Source organism: Arthrobacter sp. AK01 (assembly GCF_021109375.1).
GTDB lineage: Bacteria > Actinomycetota > Actinomycetes > Actinomycetales > Micrococcaceae > Arthrobacter.
Genome location: NZ_JAJOHP010000072.1, coordinates 1 through 22,635, shown reverse-complemented (window position 1 = coordinate 22,635; position 22,635 = coordinate 1). Strand labels below are relative to the sequence as shown.

Below are 22,635 nucleotides of genomic sequence, written 5' to 3'. Positions count from 1 at the left end.
CGCCCCCCCCCCCACTCCACCCCCCCACCCCCGCGCCCCCCCCCCCCCCGGGGCCGCCCACCCCCCGCCCCCCCCAAACCCGCCCAAAAACCCCCCCCCCCCCCCGGGCCCGGGGGGGGGCGCGGGGCCTTTCCCAACTGTCTTAGTTGGAAGCCTGCTGCTGCTGCTCAGCGTTCTTCTGAGCGCGATCGCCGGCTTCGCGAAGGGCGTCGGCAACCTTCTTCAGGTTGGAAGCGTGCTGGCTGTCCCACTCGCCGCGGAACTTGTCAGCGTCCGGACCCTTCCAGTCGGTGCCGTCAAGTGCGCCCTTGAGCTGTGAACGCTGCTGCTCGATGTTCTCGGCACCTGCCTTCAGCTTGTTACCGAGCTGACGAAGCTGATCAACATCTGCACCCCAAATAGCCATGAGATTCTCCTTCATTTGTTCGGACCCGAGCTCTTCGGCATCCCCAGCGGCCTCCGGCTCATCCGGAAGATCCAATAGCTAAAACCTATCCCGGGAATCGCAAACCCGTCGATGGGCACCCCTCCCCATGCAGCACTGCCCATGGTTAGCATGGGTTTATGTGCCGCAATATCAGGACCCTGCATAACTTCGAACCGCATGCCACGAACGCCGAAGTGGAGGCCGCAGCACTGCAATACGTGCGCAAAATCAGCGGTTCCACCAAGCCTTCCAAAGCCAACGAGGAAGCCTTTGCCGAGGCAGTCCACGAGATCGCCCACATTACGCAGCATCTCCTGGACTCCCTGGTGAGCCACGCTCCGGCGAAGAACCGTGACGAGGAAGCGGCCAAGGCAAAGGCCCGGTCGGCCGTCCGTTTCGGGACGGCCTAGCCCGGGCCCCTGTTCGCTTTCCGGGCCTACTTTCCGAAGGACCGAAGCCTCAACGAGTTCGCGACTACCAGCACCGAGCTCGCTGCCATTGCTGCGCCGGCGATCATCGGGTTCAGGAATCCGAGTGCTGCCACCGGGATACCGATCGCGTTGTAGAAGAACGCCCAGAACAGGTTGGTCTTGATGGTGGACAGGGTCTTGCGGGACAGCTCGATCGCCTGCACCAGCTGACCAAGGTCGCTGCCCATCACCGTCAGGTCGGATGCCTCGATGGCAACATCCGTGCCCGAACCCATCGCGATGCCAAGATCCGACTGCGCCAAGGCCGCGGCGTCGTTGACGCCATCACCGGCCATGGCCACCGTGGCGCCGGACGCCTGCAGCTTCCGGACGGCTTCAACTTTGCCTTCCGGGAGTACTCCGGCGAACACGTCTTCCGGTGGGATCCCGACGGCGGCAGCCACTTGGGCGGCCACGGCAGCGTTGTCGCCGGTCAAGAGGATCGGGCGGATGCCCAGGTCCTTCAGCTTCTGAATTGCGGCTGCCGAGCCGGGCTTGATGGTGTCGCTGAGGCTCACAACGCCGGCAGGCTGGCCGTCGACTGCAACCCAGATCGCTGTGGCGCCGCCGTTTTCCTCTGCCGCCAAGGCATCCCGGTGGTCGGACCCGAGGGAAATTCCGTTCTCTTCGAGCCAGCCGGAACGGCCAACCACCACACTTCTAGGGGAGCCGTCCATCGTCACTGTTCCGAGCACGCCGCCGCCCGGGGCGGAACTGAAACCTTCAACGTGAGGCAGGCTGCCGGCGTCGTGCATTGCGTCCTTCGCGGCAGCGGCAATCGCGTGGGCGATCGGGTGCTCCGAGGCGGACTCAACCGCACCCGCCAATGTCAGGACGGTGGCGGAAGAATGGCCGTTCAGTGCCACAGTGTGGTCCACGGCGAGCTTGCCGCTGGTCACGGTGCCTGTCTTGTCCAGCAGGATGGTGTCCACATGGCGGGTGTCCTCAAGAACCTGGGGGCCCTTGATCAGAATGCCCAGCTGGGCTCCCCGGCCCGTTCCGGTCAGCAGCCCGACAGGAGTGGCCAGGCCCAAAGCGCAGGGGCACGCGATCACCAGGACAGCGACTGCTGCCGTGAAGGCTGCGTTGAGGTCGCCCGAGAAGAACAGCCACAGAACGAAGGTGACCACAGCGATAACCAGCACGATCGGGACGAAGACAGAACTGATCCTGTCCGCGAGCCGGGCGATCGGGGCCTTGCCGGTCTGGGCTTGACTGACCAGGCGACCCATCTGGGCGAGGGTCGTGTCGGAGCCGACGCGTGTTGCACGCACCAGCAGGCGTCCGGACGTGTTGATCGTAGCGCCTGTTACCAAGCTGCCCGGTCCGACCTCGACCGGCACTGACTCGCCCGTAACCAGCGAGGCATCGACGGCGGATGCACCGTCAGTGACCACGCCATCGGTTGCGATTTTCTCGCCCGGGCGAACCACGATGAGGTCGTCCACCAGGAGCTGATCCGCGGGGATCTTCTGCTCCGCGCCGTCCACCAAAATCGTTGCGTCCTTGGCTCCCAGGTTCAGCAGCGCCTTGAGCGCATTGCCTGCCTTGGCCTTTGCATTCGCCTCGAGGTAGCGCCCAAGGAGCAGGAAGGTGGTGACCACCGCCGCGACCTCGAAGTACAGACCCCCTCCGGACATGCTTTCCATGCCGGGGTGTTCTGTCATGCGGGGATCCGCGAACAACTGCCAGGCCGAGTAGAGGTAGGCGGCGATGACGCCGATGGAGACGAGTGTGTCCATAGTGGAGGCGAAGTGCCTCGCGTTGATGGCCGCGGCCCTGTGGAACGGCCAAGCTGCCCAGCTCACCACGGGAAGGGCCAAGGCGCCGACGACCCATCCCCAGTTGGCAAGCTGGAGCGCGGGAATCATCGAGATCGCGAACACCGGCACGGTCAACAGCGCTGCGGTCATCAGCCGGGGCCTGAGTGTCGAGGCGGAGGGGCCATGATCCATGTGATTAACGTGGGCAGAGTGCCCTGCTTCCGGAGCCTCGTTGCCGTGGTGCGCGTGCTCAGTGTGTTCCCGGGCGTGCGGCGCCGGGGCGTGGCGGACTGTCGCTTTGTAGCCCGTCGCGTTGACGGTGTCCACGATTTGCTGGTCCGTCACTGTGGCAGGGACCGTCACGTGGGCTGATTCAAGGGGCAGGTTCACGCTTGCCTCTACGCCGTCGAGCTTGCCCAGTTTACGTTCCACTCGATTGACGCACGAGGCGCAGGTCATGCCCTCGATGTCGAGTTCGATAACCCGGTGTGCGGGCTGGTTGAAAGTGTCCTGGCTACTCACAGGGACTCCTACGCTTGGTTGGCTACCACCAGGTAGCCGGCTTCTGCCACGGCTTCGCCAATTTCCGAGGGCGAGAGCTCTTTGGTTGATGTGATGGTCACGGTGGACAGGCCGCCGGGGTTGAGGTCCACAGCGACGTCCTGGACGCCGCTGAGCGCTTCGAGTTCTTCGCTGACGCTGGAGACGCAGTGGCCGCAGGTCATACCGGAAACGTTGACATTGGTCTGGATGGTCTGGCTCATGGCGTGCTCCCTGGTGGTGGGTTGGATGGTGTGGTGGTTGGTGGCGGGATTACCGCAGCAGGCGCCCGATGGCATCGGTGGCCTCCTTGACTTTGGCATCGATCTGCTGGGCCCGGGCTTCCGGATCGGGCTCGGATGCTGCACCCACGACGCAGTGGCCGATGTGCTCCTCAACAAGCCCAAGGCTGACGGCATGCAAGGCCTTGGTGGCAGCGGCGACCTGGGTCAGGATGTCGATGCAGTATTTGTCCTCGTCCACCATGCGCGCAATGCCGCGGACTTGGCCCTCAATGCGTTTCAACCGCTTCAGGTACGCGTCCTTATTGCTGGTGTACCCATGCTGTGGGGCATCATCCAGGTCCACTTCGATGACGGGGACGTCCGCGCTCGGGTGATTCAGGTCTACCTTGCTCATGAACCCAACATATACCCCAAGGGGGTATGAATACAAGTACCCCCTAGGGGTATCTTCAGGCGATGGCGTCAGAGGATGGCGGACATGGCGTTCCAGCCTGTTCCGATCCGGACTGTGGGCAGCCAGCCGCTTCCACTCGCACCCGGGTAGAGGAAAAGGGCGCCGGTGCTGTCGCGGGCAACTATGTCCGGCCGCCCGTCACCATTGAAGTCCCCCGGGGCGAGGATGGCCGTCATGCTGTTCCATCCCTCGCCGACTTGCTGGCGGTCCCACCGCCAGCCTCCGGAGCCGTTCCCGCCATAAAGCCAGAGGACTCCGGAGCCGTCACGGGCGAGGACATCGGGAGTGCCGTCACTGTTGAAATCGCCCGAACCGACTATTGCCGTCAGCGAATTCCAGCCGGCCCCGAGGTTGGTTCGTGGCAGCCAGTCCCCGCGCCCGTTGCCGGGGTACAGCCAAAGGGTCCCTGAGGTATCACGGGCGAGGATGTCGGCTGTTCCGTCGCCATTGAAATCGCCGGGAGTGACGATTGCGGAGATGATGCCCCAGCCTGAACCCACGTGTACCCGTGGCAGCCAATTCCCCGCACCGTTCCCCGGATACATCCACAAATGCCCCGCACCATCCCGGGCAAGAATGTCCGGTTTCTTGTCACCGTTGAAGTCGCCCGGGCTGACGACGGCGGTCATGGAGTTCCAGGCGGATCCCACCTGAGCGCGGGGGAGCCAGCCGCCAGTGCCGTTTCCGGGGTACAGCCACAACACGCCTGACCCGTCGCGGGCGAGGAGGTCAGTCTTCCTGTCGCCGCTGAAGTCATTCTTCAGAGGCGTCGGGCTGTTGCCGTCGATGACGTTCAGTGAGCCGGGTGGTTCCGTGATGTAGATCTTGTTCGTCGACTCGTTGATGGCCACATCCGCCGCGCCCCCGGTGTTCAAGGTGGTCGCGGCGAAACTGGCAGCATCGATGACGGTGGTGCCGCCGTTTTCCGTGGAAACATACAGCTTGTTGGTGGTTCGGTTGACGGCGATTTCGGAAGGAAGCAGGCCCGTCCTGATATCGACGCGTCCCCCACTTCCGCCGTTGAAGATGGACACTATTCCCGTTGCGGGTCCGAGTCCGCCCCCGAGCGAACGGCCCAGATAGACCTTGTTTCGTGTTTCGTCGACGGTGAGTTCGGTGGGGCTGGTGTCGTAGCTGGAGAACAGCCCTCCAACATCGTGGGTAGCCCCGTCAATGACATTGAGCTCCATGTAGTTTCTTACCTTGAGGGCTACATAGACCTGGTTGGTGGCCGCATTGATGGCCAGGTGGACAGGCGCGGCAACGTCGTGGCCGGCATCGAGGCGGCTGACGGTGTTGGTGGGTCCGTCGATGACCATCACCCCGCCGCTCAACGCGTAAATCTTGTTGGTTGCCTGATTGATGGAGAGGTCACTCGACGGACTCGTAGTGATTTGTGTGGTTTGGTTGTTCGTTCCATTGATCACGTACAGCCCGGAGCGAGTACCAACGTAGATTTTGTTCGTCTTTTGATTGACTACGATGGCTTCGGTTTGCGCCCCGGCCGGGACCATGGTCACGGCAAGCGTGGTGCCGTCAACCACAGCCACACTTCCGCCCGGACTGGTTACCCTGTTGCCAACGTAGATCTTGTTCGTGGCTTCGTTGACTGCCACGGCGTCCGCTGTTCCGCCTGTATTTACCTTGGTGATGGCATGCGTTGCGCCGTTCACGATGGTCAGCCCGTCCTCCGTGGCCACGTACACAGTGTTCGTGAGGGCGTTAACTGCCACGTCATGACCATTTGGCCCCACCCCAAGGGTGTCCGTGATGACATCCGCCTCGGCAGGAACAGCCGGGATCCCGGCAAGCAGGAGCGCCGCTACTCCGGCGGCTGCAACCGTGGTGCCCCGCCGGGACCACACCCGGCCGATAAAGCTGAACGCAGGCGTTGCTGAATCACTGACAACAGTTCCCACTGAAATCCCCCCAAAAATGCCAGGACGCTCCCCCGCGCCATAGGCCGCACTCTACCGCCGGGCCTCGAAAAGGGCGAGAGATTGCCGCAGTCATCATCCGCAAACATGCCCGTCCGCACGCAGGAGAATGCGTCTTGGTATAGACCAAAATGCCCAAAAACTGGATTCTTGTTTTGCAATGCAAACCTTTTGGCAAATGTGCTTCCGCCCACACCTGCCCGTTCATAGTGTTTGGTTTCATAGCCGCGGAGGGGGAAGTCCCGCGGAACCCAACTTTTCTCCATGGAGGACACTTGAAACTCGCACGCTCCGCCGCGGCAATAGCCATCGCAGCGCTCGCATTGACCGCCTGCGCTCCGCCCACCTCGAACAACGCAGCCTCCAGTTCGGACGAGCAGACCGGCACGGTCCGCGTCTGGCTCTTTTCCGAGGTCAACCAGGATCCCAAGTCCGCAGTGGTCAGGGAAGCCGTTACTGAATTCGAAGCGGCACACAGTGGTGCCAAGATCGACGTTCAGTACATTCCGGTAGACAGCCGTGCCGAACGATTCAAGGCCGCGTTCAACGATCCTTCCAGCGCACCGGATGTGGCTGAGTTCGGCAACACCGACCTGGCCAGTTACGTGGCATCCGGTGGCCTGGCCGACGTCACCGAGGACATCAAGTCCTGGGACGAAGCAAAGGACCTGGACGGGAAGATCCTGGATACCACCGAAATCGACGGCAAGAACTACGGAGTTCCGTGGTTCGTCGGCGTTCGTGCCCTCTACTACCGCACGGACCTCCTGCAGCAGCTGGGCCTTGAGGTTCCCAAGACACTGGACGAAGTAGAAACCGTCGCCCGCGCCGTCCGGGCCGCAAACCCGGACCTGCTGGGTATCTCCGTTGGTGGCGCTGCGCAGTTCTCCGCCATGCCGTACCTGTGGGCCAACGGCGGCGAGATCGCCACGAAGGAAGGTGACACGTTCGTTTCCGGTTTGGACTCCACCGAGTCACGCGAAGGCGTCGCGGCGTACACGCGGCTGCTCAAGGACGATATTTGCCCCGCCCAGACCTGCGCGGAGTTCGGCGGAAATGCCAGCGTCCAGCAGTTCATCGCCGGCAAGTCGGCCATGACCATCGGCGGTGACTTCAACTACAAGGCCGTTGCCGCCAGCGCCATCAAGGACAAGTTCGCCGTCGTTCCGGTTCCCGGCAAGACCGCTGGTTCCATCGCTCCCGCCTTCGCCGGCGGCAACAACCTTGGCGTCTTCAACAGCAGCGAACGTCGCACCCTGGCTGCTGACTTCGTGAAGCTCCTGGCCAGCAAGAAGTACCAGCAGAAGATGTTCGACTCCATGGGCAACCTCCCCACGTTCAGCGATGTCCAGAAGTCTGTGGCAGAGAACAACAAACAGGTTGAACCGTTCATCAACACCCTCGGTGCCGGAACCAAGTTTGTCCCGGTCACGGAAAACTGGTCCACCATTGACGCCCAGGGTGTCTTCACGGGCATGTACCAGAAGGTGGTTACGGGCAAGGCCGACGTCGACGCCGCTACCACCGAGGCCGCAACGGCCATGAACACGGCATTCGGGTCCAAGTAATGCGCTGCACCCCCTCACCAAGCTGCACCCCCTCACCAACTGAAGGCGCATCATGACAGCGCTCACCCCGGTTCTGCCCGAGGCGCCCCAAGGCGGCACACCAGTTAAGGGGCCGACGACGGCGGCGCGCAAGTCCCGGCGCTTCTCCAACGGGAAGCGCGGACTGGAGCCCTGGCTCTACCTTGCCCCGGCTTTCATCGTCCTGATCGCCCTGCTCGGCTACCCGATCTTCCAGCTGATCAACGTCTCGCTGTACGACTACCGCCAGGCGCAGGTCAGCGGCAAGGCGCCCCTGAACTTCGTCGGTTTGGAGAACTACCAGAAGCTGTTCGCCGATCCGCAGTTCTGGACTGTCCTTGGCAACACGGTGGTCTTCGCCACCGCCTGCGTGGTGTTCACCTTGCTGGTGGGCAGCTCGCTGGCGGTGCTGGCAACCAGGCTGCGCCCGTGGGTCCGCTCGATGCTGTTCGTGGTCTCGCTCGGCGCGTGGGCCACCCCGGCAGTCACGGGCAGTGCGGTGTGGCTGTTCCTGTTCGAGCCCACCTTGGGCTTGGTCAACAAGACACTGGTGGCCATCGGGCTGACGCAGTTCGAGGGATACTCCTGGACCTACGACAAGTGGTCGGCATTCGGGCTCGTCGCCAGTGAAGTGGTGTGGTGCTCGTTCCCGTTCGTCCTGGTCACGGTGTACGCAGGCATCCAGGCGATACCCACCGAGGTCATTGAAGCCGCGAGGATTGATGGCGCCTCCATGCCCCGGATTGCCCGCAGCATCATGCTTCCAATGCTCCGGCCCATCGTGATCGTGGTGACCATCCAGTCGATCATTTGGAACTTCAAGATCTTCTCGCAGATCTACATCATGACCAACGGCGGTGGCATTGCCGGCCAGAACCTGGTGCTCAACGTCTATGGCTACCAGCAGGCCTTCGCAGCGAGCCTTTATGGCCTCGGTTCCGCGCTGGGCGTGATCATGACGGCGCTGCTCATGGTCATCACGCTGGTCTACCTCCGGATCCTCAAGAGAACAGGCGAAGCCCTATGACCGCCGTCGACGTTTCATCAGTCCCGCGCCGAACCGCCAAGGCTGAGGCCCCGCAGAAGCTGCGCAAGCAGGGCAAGCGCCGTTTTGGCGCCGATGCCGCGGCAATTGTCATCGCGCTGATCGTTGCCTTCCCGCTGTTCTGGATGGTGCTGTCCGCGCTGAAACCGAAAACAGCGCTCGACGCCGGTGACGCCGCGCCGTACACGCTTGAACCGTCGCTGGACTCGTTCGGGCGCGTCCTGGGTGTGAACAACTTCGGCCAGTACTTCCTGAACAGCGTGATCGTGGCGTTGGTGGTTGTGGTGCTGTCCACCATCCTCGCGTTCCTCGCGGCCGTCGCGTTGACCCGATACAACTTCAAAATGCGTACCAAGCTGCTGATCATCATCCTGGTCTCGCAGATGGTTCCAGTTGAAGCCCTGACCATTCCGCTGTTCTTCCTCCTCCGGAACGCCGGCGAGGCCATCCCGTTGGTGGGCCTGAACCAACTGGGATCGCTGGTCCTGGTGCATGTTGGTTTCAGCATTCCGTTCGCCATCTGGATGCTTCGTGGATTTGTGGCGGCGGTTCCTCTGGAAGTTGAGGAGGCCGCCCGTTTGGACGGTGCCAGCAGCTTCCGGTTTGTCCGCTCCATCCTGTTCCCCCTGGTGGCGCCGGGCGTGGTGGCATGTTCGGTGTTCTCGTTCATTTCCACGTGGAACGACTTCCTGTTCGCTAAGACCTTCATCATTTCCGCCCAGGAGAACCAGACGCTGCCCATGGCATTGCTGACATTCTTCAAGCCCGACCAAAACGATTGGGGCGCCATCATGGCCGGCTCGGTCATCATGACCATTCCCGTGCTGATCTTCTTCGTATCAGTCCAGCGCAAGCTTGTATCCGGACTGGCTGGGGCGGTGAAGGGATGAGCGCGCTTCACCAGCTGGTCCCGGCGCCGTGGGCCTTCTCCGCGGGGACCGGCGAATTGGAGCTCGACGCCGGCGCAACCTTGGGTGCGGATCCTGCGTTCGCCGGTACCCGCCGCTGGTTGGCCCGGGCTTTGGGGGCAGCCACCGGTTGGGACCTGGCTCCCGCGCCGACCGGCGGGGCGGACATCCGCCTCCTGCTTGACCCAGCGCTCGACGCCGAGGCGTACCGCTTGGAGGTGAGTGACGCCGTCGTGATTTCTGCTGGCGGTGCCGCGGGTGCGTTCTACGGTGCGCAGACGCTTCTGCAGTTGATGGGGGCGGCTGCGCTGCGGCAGGCTCCAGTTGGGTCTGTTGAGGGGTGGCCGGTTCCGCGGGTTTCTGTGGAGGACAAGCCGAGATTCGGCTACCGCGGAACCATGCTGGACGTCGCGCGGCACTTCATGCCCAAGGACAACGTGCTGCGGTTCATTGAGGTGATGGCGATGCACAAGCTGAACGTGCTGCACCTTCACCTCACGGACGATCAGGGCTGGCGGATCCAGATCAACCGCTATCCCAAGCTGACTGAAACGGGCGCTTGGCGACGTGAATCGTCGCTTGGCTCCTGGCGTGCAGGCGTTTTCGACGGCCGCCCGCACGGTGGTTTCTACACGCAGGAAGACCTTCGCGAGATTGTGGGCTTCGCCGCTGAACGGCACATCACCGTCATCCCCGAGGTCGACGTTCCAGGCCACAGCCAGGCGGCCATCGCGGCCTACCCGGAGCTTGGCGCGGGTGACGGGCCTGTGGAGGTGTGGACACGCTGGGGCATCAACGAGACCGTTCTGGAAATTTCCGAAACCTCGCTTGAGTTCTACCGCAATGTGCTGGACGAGGTGGTGGAGATCTTCCCCTCCCCGTGGATAAGCCTCGGCGGCGACGAAGTGCCCCTGACGCAGTGGCAGGCCAGCGCCAAGGCCCAGGCGAAGGCCGCAGAACTGGGCTTGGATGACGTTTCCGGTCTGCACAGCTGGTTCGTGGGGCAGTTGGCGTTGCATGTGAAGGGCCACGGCCGCGCCACGTCCGTCTGGGATGAAATCGGCGACGGCGGCCTTCCGGACGGTGCGCTCGTCGCGTCCTGGCGTGGATACGAGGGCGGCATTGACGCCCTCCGCAACGGCTACGACGTGGTGATGTGCCCCGAGCACAAGCTTTACCTCGACCATCGCCAAGCGGATGGCGACGACGAACCCGTGCCGGTTGGATTCGTGACCACGCTTCAGGCCGTCTACGAGTTCGAGCCGCTGCCTGGTCTTGAAGGCACGGACTTCCCGGGCCGCCTGCTCGGTGCCCAGGCCAACATCTGGACCGAGCACCTGGACTCACCGCGCCGCGTGCAGTTCGCAGCGTTCCCGCGACTCAGTGCGATCGCCGAAGTGTTCTGGTCCAACCCGGAAGGCCGGGACTACGATGAATTCCTAACCCGACTCACAGGCTCCCACGTGGCACGGCTTGATGCCATGGGCGTGGAATACCGGCCGTTGTCCGGTCCGATGCCGTGGCAGCAGCGCCCTGGTGTTGAGGGTTGGAAGCGCGATTACGACGCCGAGCAGCTTGTAAGGAACTGAGTGACTATTGAAGGCAAGGATGCCCGGAACTCCTCGGCATCACTCCGCAAAGCGTTGGCTCTGCTCTCCGTCGTGTCAGAGGAGCCCGGCAACGGTGATGGGCTGGCGCTCGTGGAGCTCGCCCGCCTCTCCGGCTTGAACAAGAGCACGTTGTTGCGCCTGGCCGCACCACTGCTGGAGGAGAACCTGCTGGAACGGGATCACGAGACGGGCAAGTTCCGCCTGGGCCATGGCTGTTTGCGCCTGGGCCAGTCTTATCTTGACCGTGTGGATCTGCGCAGTGTCGCCAACGGTGAGCTTCGGAGCCTCATGCGTGCCACGGAAAGCACCTGCCACTTGGTGGTGCTTTCCGGGCACGACGTGGTTTACCTGGACAAGGTGGAGGACGAGGCCACGGTGCGCATGGCGTCGCGGGTAGGCGCAACCATGCCGGCCTACTGCACTGCTGTTGGCAAGGCCATGCTCGCCTTCAGTCCCGAGGAAGTGGTGGGGCCGATCCTCGCCTCCGAGCTCCACCCGCTCACAGAGAAGACCATCACGGATCCGGCGCTGTTGCGGGCTGATTTCGAAGCCATCCGGCGGCGGGGCTATTCCATTGATGATCGGGAGAACGAGCCGGAGGTGCGCTGTGTCGCCGCGCCGATCTTTGGCCACGACGATCACGTAGTGGCAGCCCTGTCCGTATCTTCGTTGTCGTCGCGTATGACCGCTAAGCGTGTCCGCGAGGTCGGGCCGATGGCTGCGGAGACAAGCCTCCGGATTTCCGCCAAGCTCGGTTCGCGCCGGGCATCCGCGAAGCTGGCGAAGCTCGCATGAGTATTACTGCATCTGAATACTTCCGCGCCAAGCTACGGTGCGAAATCGACGTCATGGAAGTGGCTGAGTCCGAGCCCGGTTCATTGGTTGTGGTGGACACCCGCCGTCGGTCTTCGTGGGACCACGGACATATTCCCGGATCGGTACATATTCCAACGGCCCGGATTGCTGTGCTGGCCGCTGATCTCGTCCCGGCTGATTCACAGGTGGTGGTGTATTCCTGGGGCCCGGGGTGCAACGGCAGCACGTTTGCCGCGCTGGCCTTCGCTGAACTCGGGTACGCCGTCAAGGAAATGATCGGCGGCATCGAATATTGGATCCGGAACGGACTGCCTGTGGAAACAGCAGCGGGTGTCGTCCAAAGTACGCCGGATGCGCTGGTGACAGCACACACGGCCTGAGTTGAAGCGGGGGCATGATGGCGGTTTTCGTACTGATACACGGCGGTGGTTCCACCGCGTGGGACTGGCATCTGGTCAGCCCACTGCTTGAAGCGTCCGGACATGGTGTGGTGGCCGTCGACTTGCCCATCGAAGATGTTGATGCCGGACTCGAGGACTACACCCGCGCAGTGGCGGAAGCAGTTGGTGATGCCCGGCACACCATCGTGGTGGGGCACTCGCTGGGTGGCTTCACGGCACCCTTGGCCTGCGAAGAGCTCCACTCCGACGGTTTGGTGTACCTCTCGGCAATGATTCCGATGCCGGGCGAGACCTTCGGCGACTGGTGGACCAACACAGGACATGACCGCGAGACCATCCCCGAAGAGCCATATTTCAATCTCGTCCCTACAGATCTAGCACAGCAGGCCGCCGACAGGGAGCGCGACCAGCAAGGTGCCTGGATGTCAGGACCTTGGCCAGGCAACCATCCGGACGTGCCGACCTTGGGGATTCTGTGCCGTGACGATCTGTTCTTTCCACCGTCGTTCATGACGCGCCAAATTCGCGACCGTCTGGGAACCGAACCGGTAGAGATCCCTGGCGGTCACTACGCCACACTGAGCCATCCGGCCGCCGTGGCCGCGGTCCTGAACGACTTCGCCCAGCAGATCGCTGGAAGCAAGGTGCGCGAGAACTAGCTCGAATATGATCGGGGGTGCAGCATCGCACAAGGAGGACCTCCATGACAGCCACCTCGATCAGCGAGTACATCGACCAGTACGACGGCGACGTGCGGCAGCGGTTGTTGGCCGTGTACGACATGATCCGCTCGGCCGTGCCGGACGACGCGGTGGAATCGATCAGTTGGCGCATGCCCACCTTCAAGCTCGGCACCGAGCCGCTGTTCTTCTTCACCGGAACAAAGCAGCACATCGGGTTCTACCCGACCCCGGACGCAATCGCGCATTTTTCGGTGGAGCTGGCCGACTATGGAACCACCGGGCACGCCATTAAGCTGCCCCATAAAACCCCGCTCCCCACCGAGCTGATCCGCGACATCATCGCGTGGCGACTTCAGCAGCTGCCTTCCGGCGGGGCTTGAGTTACTCGCCGATGCGTCACCAATAGGCTGCGTCACCTATAGAAGGACCGCTTCCATGTGGCCACCGGCGAAGGCCTCATGCCCGAATCGTACGAGGCACCCCGCGAGCGTTAGCGGCACCGCATAGGCTTGGACCATGCTGACCCTGGTCCTTGGACTTCTCTTCGCGGGCCTCTTCCTTGCCTCGTTTCAGTCGGATCGGCGCCGGCTCCGGAATGGCGTGCTCCTGCTGGTAGCGGCGTGGTTCCTGCTGCAGGCCCTCCTGGACTTCCTGATTGACCTGAACCCTTGGTTCGAGTGGCTGAACCTGGTGGTTTTGGTGGTGCCCGTGGTGAGCATCTTCGTCTTTGCCGGCTTCCTGATCGCCAACGGGATCACCATGGTCCGCAGGGAAGGCCCCGGCATCAGCAGTTTCCTGCCGATGGCTGTGGGAATGGCGGTGTTCCTCGCGCCGGTTGTCGCCTTCCTTTTCGTGCTGAGCGGGCAGCCTGTGTTGGCCGGCCTGGCCGCGTTGGCGTTCTTCCTTTGCGCCTATTTGGGATGCGCGTTCGTGGTGTTCCTGGGGTATGCCTTGGTCTATTCCAGGATGCGCTTCACTCCGAACCCGGCAGCGGTGATCGTCCTGGGCTCCGGCTTGATCGACGGCAAGGTCCCGCCTTTGCTCACCGCGCGCCTGAACAAGGCTTTGGAAATTTACGACGGCGTCACACCGGTCAGGCCCGTCCTGGTGCCTTCCGGGGGCCAAGGCCCGGATGAGCCGCGGCCGGAGTCCTCGGCAATGAAGGATTACCTGGTGGCCAAGGGCGCCGCTTCCGGCGACGTGTTGGAGGAGGACAAGGCCACCACCACCCGGGAAAACCTCGCGTATTCCGTTGCGCTGCTGGCCGAAAAAGGTGTCCAGGGGCCGCTTCTGGTGTGTACCAACAACTACCACGTGCTCCGCGCCGCCCTCCTGTCCCGTCGGCAGAAGATCAACGCGGAGGTGGTGGGTGCTCCGACTGCCAGGTACTTTGTGCCCAGCGCGTTCCTCCGGGAGTTTGTGGCCGTGATGAGGGACAACCGCCTGACGAACATCATTCTTTGCCTGCCGATGTTCGGGATTGCCCTGCTCATCACGGTCGCACTGATGAACTCCCCGGTGGTGTGACTCTTACCTAAGGTTTAGAGTTCAGGGTTTGGGGAGTCCCGTAGTGAAGGTGTGGCTCCATTCAGTGGTGGCGCCTGCAGTGAGGACGTACCCCTTCATGGGCGCGGCGGTAACGGTCACCGTTCCAGCGGGTTTCCTGTACGTCCCGCCGGCGATTTCCTGGCCGTCCACCAGGTAGGCCACGCCCTCGACCGACGGAACAAGGTACGAGTCCTGACCCTTGCCGGGCCGGTCCGTGAAGGTGACCGCTGCCGGCGTCGTGGTGTCATACCGGAGGCCGAAGCCCAATGGCAGGAGGACGCCGTCGCCGTCGGCTTCAGGGATGTTGACCGGAAGCTTGCCGCCGGGGTTGACTGCACCGGAGATGGCACGGACCACTCCGTGGAAGTTGACCTTGTTGACTCCATAGCTGTTGAGCACGGCGTCGGCGCCGGGGAAGACGCTGATGTCGTAGGGATTGCGTGTGGCGACGACGATCACAGGTGTTCCAGTTGCCACCAGTTCTGCCACCATCTGCTGTTGTGCTGCGTTGGCGCTGGCGTTGTAAGAGGTGAAGACGACGGCGTCCACGCTGCCCGCGGCGGCAACGGCCCGGGCACGGTAGGCGGCGGAGGGTGAGCTTCCGTTTTCGTAGTCCTCTGTGACCGTGAAGCCCTGCTCTTTGAGCATGGGACCCGCAATTTCGGGGCGTCCCGAACCGGCGCCCACCATGAGGACAGAGCTGCCGGAAGCCAGCGGCAAGACCTGTTCCTGGTTGCGGAGCAAAGTCACGGCGCGGTCGGAAATCAGGTTGGCGGTGGCCAGGTTGCCGGCCGTGCCAACGAGCTGATCCACGGTGGCGGGATCTGCCAGCGGCTGCTCGAAGACGCCCCGCTTGACCTTCCACTCGAGGATTCGTCGAACGGACTCATCGAGGCGTGATTCGGTGATCTCACCGGACTCGACGGCGGCACGAACCCCAGCGAACGACGCGTCCACGTCGGGGGAGTTGAGGAGGATGTCGGAGCCGGCCTGGATTGCCTTGACGGCGATTTCTTCCTGGGGCCATTCGGCAGCCATCGCGGCCATGTCCAGGGCGTCCGTGGTGACCAGGCCCTTGAACCCCAGCTCATCACGGAGCAAGCCGGTGAGCACCTTGTGGGACAGGGTGCCGGGCATCTCGGGGTCGATGGCTTCCACAATAATGTGTGCCGTCATGACCATGTCCACCCCGCCGTCAATGGCGGCTTTGAACGGCTTCAGGTGCTGGTTCAGGGTTTCCCGGTCGTAGGTGACGGTGGGCAGCCCGTAATGGGAATCCACTGAGGTGTCACCGTGGCCGGGGAAATGCTTGGCTGCCGCGCCAACGTTGTGTTCCTGCAGGCCATCGATCTGGGCAACCCCGAGTGCGCTGACCAAGGCAGGGTCTTCTCCCATGGACCGGATGCCGATGACCGGGTTGTCCGGGTTGGAGTTGAGGTCCAGCACGGGCGCGAAGTCAACGTTGATGCCCATGGCACGCATCTCCGAGCCCAGGATTTTGCCCTGTGCCCTCGCCAGGTCCGCATCTGCCGTGGCTCCGAGCGCCATGTTGCCCGGGAGGACCGTGGCCGGTGATCCGATACGGGCAACCAGGCCGCCTTCCTGGTCGATGGTGACCGCCAGGGGAATCCCCGTCCCGTCCTGGCGCAGCGCAGTCTGTTGCAGGCCGTTGGACAGCCCGGCCACCTGCTGGGGGTTGTTGGTGTTTCCAGACCACGCAAAGTAGAGGACGCCGCCAAGGTTGTACTTTTCCACCACCTCGGCTGGCGTATTGACGCCGTACCGCTCTTGGTTGCTTGCCGCCATGGAGGTGTCATCTGCCGATGAGCCGTACACATGGGTCCACGTCATCTGGCCGATCTTTTCGTCCAGCGACATGCCTGAAATCATCGCCTCGATGTCAGGTGAGGCGGCGACCGTCGTCGTACGCGCGGTGGTGGGCACGGCGGCCACTGCGGCGCCCGCGCCAGCCATTACCCCCGTGCCCGTCATGAGCAGTGCCGTGGCGGCGGCCGTCATCAAGGTTGTTCCTTTTCTGTGCATGCGAATCCCAATCCCAATCGTGAGTATTCCGGTTGGCCTAGCGTGGCCCGTTGTAGAGGAGATATTGGCGGGTATCGCGGACGAACTGACCCAGTTCCGCCCGCCAGCTTTCCGTGATGGTCCGGGCGTCAGCGCCGGCGTCGAGCTGTTCGGCAAAGCGCGCGGACCCGCTGAGCAGTCCCATCCAGCGCCCTCCGTCGCCACGCCAGGCGAAACCTGGATAGAGGCGCTTGGCTTCGACCAGCATGTGCGTGCCGATTTCCAGCGCTTCAACCCGCGAAGCATCCGTGATGTGCACCTGTACCCCTCCACAGACGAGGCCCTGGTTCTTCGAAAGCGTCGGCTGGAAGTAGGCCTCGCGGAAAGTGACGCCGGCAAGGCCCTTGCTGTTCAGCGCCTCCGCCCAGCGGTAGTCCACATAGGGTGCGCCGATGAGCTCGAACGGCCGGGTCGTCCCGCGGCCTTCGGACATATTGGTGGCCTCGAAGAGCGCAGTTCCCGGGTACAAGGCAGCCGTTTCCGGAGTGGGCATGTTGGGGCTCGGCAGTATCCATGACGCACGGCTGTCCGGGCCGGTCATCTCACGGCGCCAACCTTGGACCTCGACGACGTGAAGGTCCTGGAGAGGCCTGAGGCCGGCGGCCGGCAAGTGCACGGCGTTGAAATACTTGGCGAGTTCGCCGACGGTCATGCCGTGCTGGAGCGCGATCCCCAGCTTTCCCACTCCGGACTCGAACCCGGGTTGAAGGACGGGGCCCCGTGCCTGGCCCCCAACCGGATTCGGACGGTCCAGGACGACGAACCTGGCACCCGTCCGGGATGCCGCCTGCATGGCACCCCACATCGTCCAGATGTAGGTGTAGAACCGCGCCCCGACGTCCTGGATGTCGAAGCAGATGGTATCCACGCCGGACTTTTCGTAGAAGCCCACGTAGTCGGCCACCTCGGCGCCATAAGAGTCATAGACGGTGATCCCGGTGCGGGGATCAACGGAGGTCCCTTCGCTGGCGCCATCCTGGGCGGTGCCGCGGAAGCCGTGTTCCGGGCCGAAGACCGCGGCCACCTCCACGTCCTTGTCCGCCATATCGTCAACGATCGAGCGGAAGTTCTCCAGGACTCCGGTGGGATTGGTGATGACTCCCACCCGGCGGCCGGCGAAGATGATCCAGTTGTCGGCGGCGGCAATGTCGGCGCCATTGACTGTGGCTCCCGGCTTTCCGGGGCGGTCGGCCTGAGGGGCGGCGGCGGCGCTTGGCGCGAAAGGTGCGACGACGGCGGCAGCGGCGGCCAGCCCCGAGGCATGGATGAGTTTTCGGCGGTTGAGTGTCATGGGGAGCCTTTCCTGATGAGCAGAAGTGCATGACAACTTTTGTGACTTGGATTACATCGACCGTATTCGCTCACTGGGATTGCGTCAATCGTTTACCTTTGTGCGAGCTGTTGTGTAACTTATTTACATGCGCTGCCTGCGGCTGCGGGTCGGCCCGGGACGCCAGGAAGGAAACACCATGGAACACGCAGAAAGCGCGCAGTTGTCACGGACTGTGCTGGTGCGGATCCGTTCCGCCTTGCCAGCGCTGCGCCCCTCCGAGCGGGCTGTCGCCGAGTTGGTCCTGGCGGATCCTTCCCGGGCGGCCATGATGTCCATTGGTGACCTTGCCGAGCAGGGTGGAACGTCCACCACGTCAGTGGTCCGCTTCTACAAGAAGGTGGGCTACCGCGGCTACTCGGACCTGCGCCTCGACCTTGCCCGGGAGACCGCCCGCGAGAGCCTGGCCCACAACGTGTCGGCAGAGGTCTACGAAGACATCAACACGTCCGACTCGCTGCGCGACATCGTTTCCAAGATTGCCTTAAACGAGACCATGTCCATCGCAGATACAGCGCAGGTGCTGGACGTCGGCAAGCTCGCTGAGGCAGTTGACGCGATCTCCCGCTCGCGGAAGGCCGATATCTTTGGAGTTGGCGCAGGAGGCCTGGTTTGCCAGGACTTGCAGCAGAAACTGCACAGGATCGGCGTGACGTCCTTCAGCTGGTCAGACCCCCATGGCGCCTTGGCCTCTGCAGCGCTCCTGGACGACGACGGCGTTGCTGTCGCCATCTCGCATTCGGGGACCACCGTGGATACGGTCGACTTCCTGCTGGCAGCAAAAGCGGCAGGAGCCACCACCATTGCCATCACCAACCATGCCAACTCGACCTTGGGGCGGGCGGCCGATATTGTGCTGGCCACCGCCGCGCGCGAGACGCCTTTCAGGTCCGGTGCGATGGGCAGCCGGATCGCCCAGATGATGGTTGTGGACTGTCTCTTCGTGGGAGTTGCCCAGCGCTCCTACGAATCATCGGTCACGGCACTTCAAAAAACGCACGCTGCTGTCCAGGGCCGGAAACTGCCGCGGGCCAGTTCAACCGACTAGGTCCCGACGCCGCGGGCTACTGCTAGTGGACGGGCTCGCTTTCCTTGTCCTCGGCTTGCAGTTCACCCGGCTTCAGCATCGATCCCGACTTGATGGCAAGTACCCCTGAAAGAAGTGCTGCCAGGAGTATCGAGGCAAAGGCCATGAATGAGGACACGCCCATGAGGAAGGTGGCGACGGCAAGACTGAGGGGGCTCGACACTGTTTCCAAGAATTGGACGGCGGTCATGGTCTTGCCAAGATCGGACGCGGGGATCTGTTGGTGAATGAGGGAAGTGCGCCCAATCGTCCACGCAATGCCGCCCGTGCAGACAACGAACAGCGCACCCGCAACGGCAATCCACGACGGGATGAAGAAGAGCAAAGCTCCTCCTGCCATAAGCCACGAGGAACGTTGCATCAACAGGTTCGGTTGCCAAGCGGAGACCAGGCCGGACAATATTGACCCGCAGAACAGTCCCGCAGCCGCAGCCGCGCCGACGATTCCCACTTCCGTAGTAGAGCCTCCAAGGCCAACTGACGTCTGGAAGATCGCGAGCGTGGACAGCGGGGCGGACAGGAAGCCGATGAGGACAACGGTTCCGGCAAAGCGCCACCAACCATTGACTTGGGAGAGTCTTCGGTACCCGGCTGAAAGATCCTTGAAGAAGCCGGGGCGGTCAGGTTGCCTGGTAGGGCGGTCCGGCCACGGCAGAAAATTCATGATCATTGCGATGACGGTAAAGGACACCGCGTCCACGGCCAGCAACCACCAGGGGCCCCAAACGGCACTCAGGGCGCCGCCGATGGCCGGTCCCACAATGGAAGCGGAAGTCCACGCAGTGGACACTGATGCGTTGAACTTGGCTGTGCCTTCGCCGTACATTTTCGGAATGGCCACGAAGGTGGCTGTTCTGGCGAACATGTCGAGGCTGCCGCGCAGGAACGCGCCGAGCACCAGAACCCAGAAGGGTGTGTGCCACGGGCCGATAAGCAGCGCCATCGCGGCAACAACCAGTGCCTGGCCCCAATAGCCAATGTGGGTCATGGTGCGGGGCGACATGCGGTCAGCGAGTCCGCCGATGAGTACTCCAGGGAAGGCCTTGGGCAGCTGTGATGCCACGGCCACGATGGACATCTGGGCGAGGCTGCCGCTCGTTTGGAGGACTATGAGGGGGAGTGCGATGTTGTACGCGCCGCCACCCAGCGAATTCACCCACATTCCGGTCAGGTGGAGACGTCTCTGCCATGTCTTTGCCAGCGACAATTTAATCACCTCGGGATGCGCGGAGAATGATTGCGAGATCGGGCTGCTTTTCCGTCGACACCATCAACCATTGCATGAGTGGGGCCTGCCAAAAGCTGATATTCCACGTGCGGGCAATAATCATATGGAATATGGTGGTGCAGCATGGAACCAGGATCCGGAACCTGCCGGGGAGGACCAATGCCAGTGGGAGTGCGAGAAATTCAAGAAATGGAATGAGTCGGGTCATTGCCCGAACAGGCAGGTCAAATCGCTCCTGCGCAAATGGGTGGCCGGCCGATGCCTTCAAATGCCGGTGGTAAATATGGTTGGCGTCGCCACGATGGACCCAGGCGTCGAAACCGTGGATGAGCTTGGATAAGCCTGCCTGGGTGTAGGGCAGGTACAGGGCCACGCGCGAGACGGAGAGCGGCAGGCTGGCCGGCTGCCTGTTCGCCGGCGTGGACAGCTGACTTGTGAGAAGTACGACCTCGATAAACGTGTCGTAAGGCCAACGCCCTGGAAGTGACCGGGCATCCGCGGCGCGAGTCCCCAGGAACACTCCCAGAGCTGTCCGCCGAAGCCACGGCGCGTGCCTTGCGCCAGGCCCGCTGTACACCTCGCTCGTCGCCGCGGCCGCCAACAGGAGGGCAGTTGCCGCGCGTCGGGCAGCCCACTGCTTGCGGGCATCAGAAACTGGATCCGCATCCACGTCCGTCGAAGCAACTGCGGCCCTGTAGTCCTGCGCTGCCGCCGGACCTGGGCGAAGCGTTACCGCCAAGGCGGCGACGATCCACACTCCAGCAGCACGAACCTGCCGGGACGTGACTGATCTAGCGCGAAATCGACGGAACATAGGTGTACACGACTTCCTTTTCCTCAGGCATTCCCCGAACGGTGGTCTCCACAAGAATGTCCATCCTGCCCAGTGGAATGTTGGGCAGATGGGCGGGTGCCCGGACCTCATCGAAAGGTTTCCACCTGTTTCGGCGAAGACGGTTCTCAATTCTCTGGCAAAGGACGCGCTTTGGTTGCTCGTCAGCAGCCATGAAAATGTTGGCGAACATTGCCCCGGCCCGGAAGAACTGGGTTGGCAGGCAGTTGGCGGGACCGCACGTGACCACGGTTCCGTCCGACAGGTGAAATTCGACCGCGAAGCGTGACACCCGGTCCCCGAACTTTGCGTTGAACATGTTGTTGGATGCGATGGGCCAGAAGTTCCTGTTGGCGATGGTGGCACCGAGGGATGCGACTACGTAGGCGCCAGTCAGGGTCACCAGCACCTTCCCTGGATCGCAGTCAGGAACACGCAGCACAGCGCTTGTTCCTGGCGAAATCTTCGAACTCGGACGACAACTCCAGGGAGTCGAACACCAGCCTTCTGCCGTCCAGGTTGGTGGATCCAGTGAGCAGGTAACGGAACACCTCCATAGCGGCAATGGAGGCCACGATGGCGTTCAGGGGGCCAAAGCTTGGGGCTTGGTATGCAGTATTGAGGTTTGCCGTGGTGAGCGACGCCCTGGAGTTGGTGCGTACGTCGTTGTCAGTTGCTGCGCATTGCAGGCAAGGGGTTGTGCCGGGCCTGACAACTGGTCCCACCACGCCGCGCGTGTCCTGGTATCCGGCACAGGTGAACGGCGTGCCGGTGGCGATGGAGGCCTCGTTGGACCACTCAAGCACTTCCTGGGGCGTGTCTGCGGATACCACTACGAAGTCTGCGTCCTGAAAGATCGGCAGAAGATCTTCAACGCCGGAGATCATGGCCGCGACTTCAACCGTGTTGGTGGCCGGAGCCCGAAGCTGAAGGTTCCGTGCGGCGGCTTCGATCTTCGAAGCGCCAACGTCTTGTGCCGTAAAGAGGTATTGCCGGGTGAGGTTGCTTTCTTCCACTGTGTCGCCGTCGACCAGCATGATGACCCCCACCCCCGCTGTTGCGAGCTGCATGGCCACATTCGTGCCGATGCCTCCAACGCCGATGAGCGCGACTTTCCGGCTGCGCAGCAGATCGCTTGCGCCCGGACCTGTGCCGTGGGCAAGTTCGAAGTAGAGATCGTGGCGGCTGTACCGGCCGGTGAGGTCGAACCTGTACGGGACCAGAATGTCAGCCTCGATGAGCTCCTCAACGATCTGCCCGGAGTCGCCACCAAGCAGGTCCTGTGCCTTGGCGCCCAAGTCATCCAGCGTCCGGGGGTGCGATGCAAAGCCGAGCAATTCGGCGAGCCCAGGCGGGGCGTCCTCAATTTCAATTGCGTTGGGCGGTGCCAGTCCGATGTGTACGGCCGTCTCCGTTGTCACAACCGGGAGGGACTGTTTGAGTGAGTAGGTAGTGGCTGCCAATTCTTGCCTCCAATGATGAGTGGGGACCACGCCAGTCTCTTATAAACAACTGACGCTGCCGACGACGGAGAGAGTGTAGATCTCGGTGGTCGCCGTATCATTAAAAAAAAAGGGGGGGGGGGGGGGGGGGGGGGGGGGGGGGGGGGGGGGGGGGGGGGGGGGGGGGGGGGGGGGGGGGGG

The 22,635-nt window shown here is 62.9% G+C and carries 22 protein-coding genes; 11 read left to right on the top strand and 11 right to left on the bottom strand.

Annotated elements, in window-relative coordinates; all coding sequences use genetic code 11:
- Nucleotides 1-142 precede the first annotated feature (142 nt).
- Nucleotides 143-406, bottom strand: a complete 264-nt coding sequence (locus LN996_RS19720) for a WXG100 family type VII secretion target (RefSeq protein WP_011776688.1) — start codon at nucleotides 404-406, stop codon at nucleotides 143-145.
- 158 nt (nucleotides 407-564) lie between these two features.
- On the opposite strand from LN996_RS19720, the gene LN996_RS19715 reads away from it, so the two are divergent.
- A complete protein-coding gene (locus LN996_RS19715) occupies nucleotides 565-837 on the top strand; it encodes a DUF2277 domain-containing protein (protein WP_231342225.1) in 273 nt (90 codons plus the stop codon).
- Between the two features lie 26 nt (nucleotides 838-863).
- Here the strand turns inward: LN996_RS19715 and LN996_RS19710 are convergent, their stop codons facing one another.
- From LN996_RS19710 to LN996_RS23825, 4 genes are all read right to left on the bottom strand, one after another.
- The gene (locus LN996_RS19710; RefSeq protein WP_308102744.1) at nucleotides 864-3,182 is read right to left on the bottom strand and encodes a heavy metal translocating P-type ATPase; all 2,319 of its coding nucleotides are present in this window, start codon (nucleotides 3,180-3,182) and stop codon (nucleotides 864-866) included.
- 8 nt (nucleotides 3,183-3,190) lie between these two features.
- Nucleotides 3,191-3,424, bottom strand: coding sequence for a heavy-metal-associated domain-containing protein (locus LN996_RS19705; RefSeq protein ID WP_231342226.1), 234 nt, complete (start codon nucleotides 3,422-3,424; stop codon nucleotides 3,191-3,193).
- A 49-nt stretch (nucleotides 3,425-3,473) separates the two neighbouring features.
- Nucleotides 3,474-3,839 (bottom strand): metal-sensitive transcriptional regulator, encoded by a 366-nt coding sequence (locus LN996_RS19700; RefSeq protein ID WP_231342224.1) that lies wholly within the window; start codon nucleotides 3,837-3,839, stop codon nucleotides 3,474-3,476.
- A 68-nt stretch (nucleotides 3,840-3,907) separates the two neighbouring features.
- Entirely contained in the window at nucleotides 3,908-5,818 is a 1,911-nt protein-coding gene (locus tag LN996_RS23825; protein ID WP_231342217.1) for an FG-GAP-like repeat-containing protein, read from the bottom strand.
- A 293-nt stretch (nucleotides 5,819-6,111) separates the two neighbouring features.
- Here LN996_RS23825 and LN996_RS19690 point away from each other — a divergent pair, with 293 nt between their 5' ends.
- The 9 genes from LN996_RS19690 to LN996_RS19650 all read left to right on the top strand — a co-directional run bounded on the left by LN996_RS19690 (nucleotide 6,112) and on the right by LN996_RS19650 (nucleotide 14,412).
- Nucleotides 6,112-7,404 (top strand): extracellular solute-binding protein, encoded by a 1,293-nt coding sequence (locus LN996_RS19690; RefSeq protein ID WP_231342214.1) that lies wholly within the window; start codon nucleotides 6,112-6,114, stop codon nucleotides 7,402-7,404.
- A gap of 52 nt (nucleotides 7,405-7,456) precedes the next feature.
- Nucleotides 7,457-8,449 carry a carbohydrate ABC transporter permease gene (locus LN996_RS19685; protein WP_231342211.1) on the top strand — a complete coding sequence of 331 codons (993 nt, stop codon included), beginning with the start codon at nucleotides 7,457-7,459 and terminating at the stop codon, nucleotides 8,447-8,449.
- Nucleotides 8,446-9,357 (top strand): carbohydrate ABC transporter permease, encoded by a 912-nt coding sequence (locus tag LN996_RS19680; protein WP_231342208.1) that lies wholly within the window; start codon nucleotides 8,446-8,448, stop codon nucleotides 9,355-9,357. Before LN996_RS19685 ends, LN996_RS19680 begins: the two co-directional genes overlap by 4 nt.
- Nucleotides 9,354-10,964, top strand: coding sequence for a beta-N-acetylhexosaminidase (locus tag LN996_RS19675; RefSeq protein ID WP_231342207.1), 1,611 nt, complete (start codon nucleotides 9,354-9,356; stop codon nucleotides 10,962-10,964). Before LN996_RS19680 ends, LN996_RS19675 begins: the two co-directional genes overlap by 4 nt.
- Entirely contained in the window at nucleotides 10,965-11,780 is an 816-nt protein-coding gene (locus tag LN996_RS23820) for an IclR family transcriptional regulator (RefSeq protein WP_231342206.1), read from the top strand.
- A complete protein-coding gene (locus tag LN996_RS19665; protein ID WP_231342205.1) occupies nucleotides 11,777-12,181 on the top strand; it encodes a rhodanese-like domain-containing protein in 405 nt (134 codons plus the stop codon). The genes LN996_RS23820 and LN996_RS19665 overlap by 4 nt, the downstream gene beginning before the upstream one ends.
- Nucleotides 12,182-12,195: 14 nt before the next feature.
- Entirely contained in the window at nucleotides 12,196-12,861 is a 666-nt protein-coding gene (locus LN996_RS19660; protein WP_231342203.1) for an alpha/beta fold hydrolase, read from the top strand.
- Nucleotides 12,862-12,905: 44 nt separating this feature from the next.
- On the top strand, nucleotides 12,906-13,265 hold the full coding sequence (locus LN996_RS19655) for an iron chaperone (RefSeq protein ID WP_231342200.1): 360 nt from the start codon (nucleotides 12,906-12,908) through the stop codon (nucleotides 13,263-13,265).
- A 136-nt stretch (nucleotides 13,266-13,401) separates the two neighbouring features.
- Entirely contained in the window at nucleotides 13,402-14,412 is a 1,011-nt protein-coding gene (locus LN996_RS19650) for a YdcF family protein (protein WP_231342198.1), read from the top strand.
- A gap of 21 nt (nucleotides 14,413-14,433) precedes the next feature.
- On the opposite strand, the gene LN996_RS19645 is transcribed toward LN996_RS19650, so the two are convergent.
- Nucleotides 14,434-16,452, bottom strand: a complete 2,019-nt coding sequence (locus tag LN996_RS19645) for a glycoside hydrolase family 3 protein (protein WP_231342197.1) — start codon at nucleotides 16,450-16,452, stop codon at nucleotides 14,434-14,436.
- A gap of 61 nt (nucleotides 16,453-16,513) precedes the next feature.
- A complete protein-coding gene (locus LN996_RS19640; protein WP_231342194.1) occupies nucleotides 16,514-17,806 on the bottom strand; it encodes an exo-beta-N-acetylmuramidase NamZ domain-containing protein in 1,293 nt (430 codons plus the stop codon).
- A 178-nt stretch (nucleotides 17,807-17,984) separates the two neighbouring features.
- Between LN996_RS19640 and LN996_RS19635 the strand changes: the two genes are divergently transcribed.
- A complete protein-coding gene (locus LN996_RS19635) occupies nucleotides 17,985-18,893 on the top strand; it encodes a MurR/RpiR family transcriptional regulator (RefSeq protein ID WP_231342192.1) in 909 nt (302 codons plus the stop codon).
- 22 nt (nucleotides 18,894-18,915) lie between these two features.
- On the opposite strand, the gene LN996_RS19630 is transcribed toward LN996_RS19635, so the two are convergent.
- The 4 genes from LN996_RS19630 to LN996_RS19615 are packed head-to-tail and all read right to left on the bottom strand — an operon-like array spanning nucleotide 18,916 to nucleotide 22,455.
- Nucleotides 18,916-20,148 (bottom strand): MFS transporter, encoded by a 1,233-nt coding sequence (locus LN996_RS19630; RefSeq protein WP_231342191.1) that lies wholly within the window; start codon nucleotides 20,146-20,148, stop codon nucleotides 18,916-18,918.
- Nucleotides 20,141-20,974 carry a hypothetical protein gene (locus LN996_RS19625; RefSeq protein ID WP_231342190.1) on the bottom strand — a complete coding sequence of 278 codons (834 nt, stop codon included), beginning with the start codon at nucleotides 20,972-20,974 and terminating at the stop codon, nucleotides 20,141-20,143. The genes LN996_RS19630 and LN996_RS19625 overlap by 8 nt, the downstream gene beginning before the upstream one ends.
- A complete protein-coding gene (locus tag LN996_RS19620) occupies nucleotides 20,952-21,395 on the bottom strand; it encodes a hypothetical protein (RefSeq protein ID WP_231342188.1) in 444 nt (147 codons plus the stop codon). The genes LN996_RS19625 and LN996_RS19620 overlap by 23 nt, the downstream gene beginning before the upstream one ends.
- A gap of 22 nt (nucleotides 21,396-21,417) precedes the next feature.
- A complete protein-coding gene (locus LN996_RS19615) occupies nucleotides 21,418-22,455 on the bottom strand; it encodes a TOMM precursor leader peptide-binding protein (protein ID WP_231342186.1) in 1,038 nt (345 codons plus the stop codon).
- Nucleotides 22,456-22,635: the final 180 nt, after the last annotated feature.

Coding starts and splice junctions, on each gene's coding strand:
- LN996_RS19720 (WP_011776688.1), bottom strand. CDS start 406: ATGGCTATTTGGGGTGCAGATGTTGATCAGCTTCGTCAGCTCGGTAAC.
- LN996_RS19715 (WP_231342225.1), top strand. CDS start 565: ATGTGCCGCAATATCAGGACCCTGCATAACTTCGAACCGCATGCCACG.
- LN996_RS19705 (WP_231342226.1), bottom strand. CDS start 3,424: ATGAGCCAGACCATCCAGACCAATGTCAACGTTTCCGGTATGACCTGC.
- LN996_RS19700 (WP_231342224.1), bottom strand. CDS start 3,839: ATGAGCAAGGTAGACCTGAATCACCCGAGCGCGGACGTCCCCGTCATC.
- LN996_RS19685 (WP_231342211.1), top strand. CDS start 7,457: ATGACAGCGCTCACCCCGGTTCTGCCCGAGGCGCCCCAAGGCGGCACA.
- LN996_RS19680 (WP_231342208.1), top strand. CDS start 8,446: ATGACCGCCGTCGACGTTTCATCAGTCCCGCGCCGAACCGCCAAGGCT.
- LN996_RS19675 (WP_231342207.1), top strand. CDS start 9,354: ATGAGCGCGCTTCACCAGCTGGTCCCGGCGCCGTGGGCCTTCTCCGCG.
- LN996_RS19665 (WP_231342205.1), top strand. CDS start 11,777: ATGAGTATTACTGCATCTGAATACTTCCGCGCCAAGCTACGGTGCGAA.
- LN996_RS19660 (WP_231342203.1), top strand. CDS start 12,196: ATGATGGCGGTTTTCGTACTGATACACGGCGGTGGTTCCACCGCGTGG.
- LN996_RS19655 (WP_231342200.1), top strand. CDS start 12,906: ATGACAGCCACCTCGATCAGCGAGTACATCGACCAGTACGACGGCGAC.
- LN996_RS19650 (WP_231342198.1), top strand. CDS start 13,402: ATGCTGACCCTGGTCCTTGGACTTCTCTTCGCGGGCCTCTTCCTTGCC.
- LN996_RS19645 (WP_231342197.1), bottom strand. CDS start 16,452: ATGACGGCCGCCGCCACGGCACTGCTCATGACGGGCACGGGGGTAATG.
- LN996_RS19640 (WP_231342194.1), bottom strand. CDS start 17,806: ATGACACTCAACCGCCGAAAACTCATCCATGCCTCGGGGCTGGCCGCC.
- LN996_RS19635 (WP_231342192.1), top strand. CDS start 17,985: ATGGAACACGCAGAAAGCGCGCAGTTGTCACGGACTGTGCTGGTGCGG.
- LN996_RS19625 (WP_231342190.1), bottom strand. CDS start 20,974: ATGTTCCGTCGATTTCGCGCTAGATCAGTCACGTCCCGGCAGGTTCGT.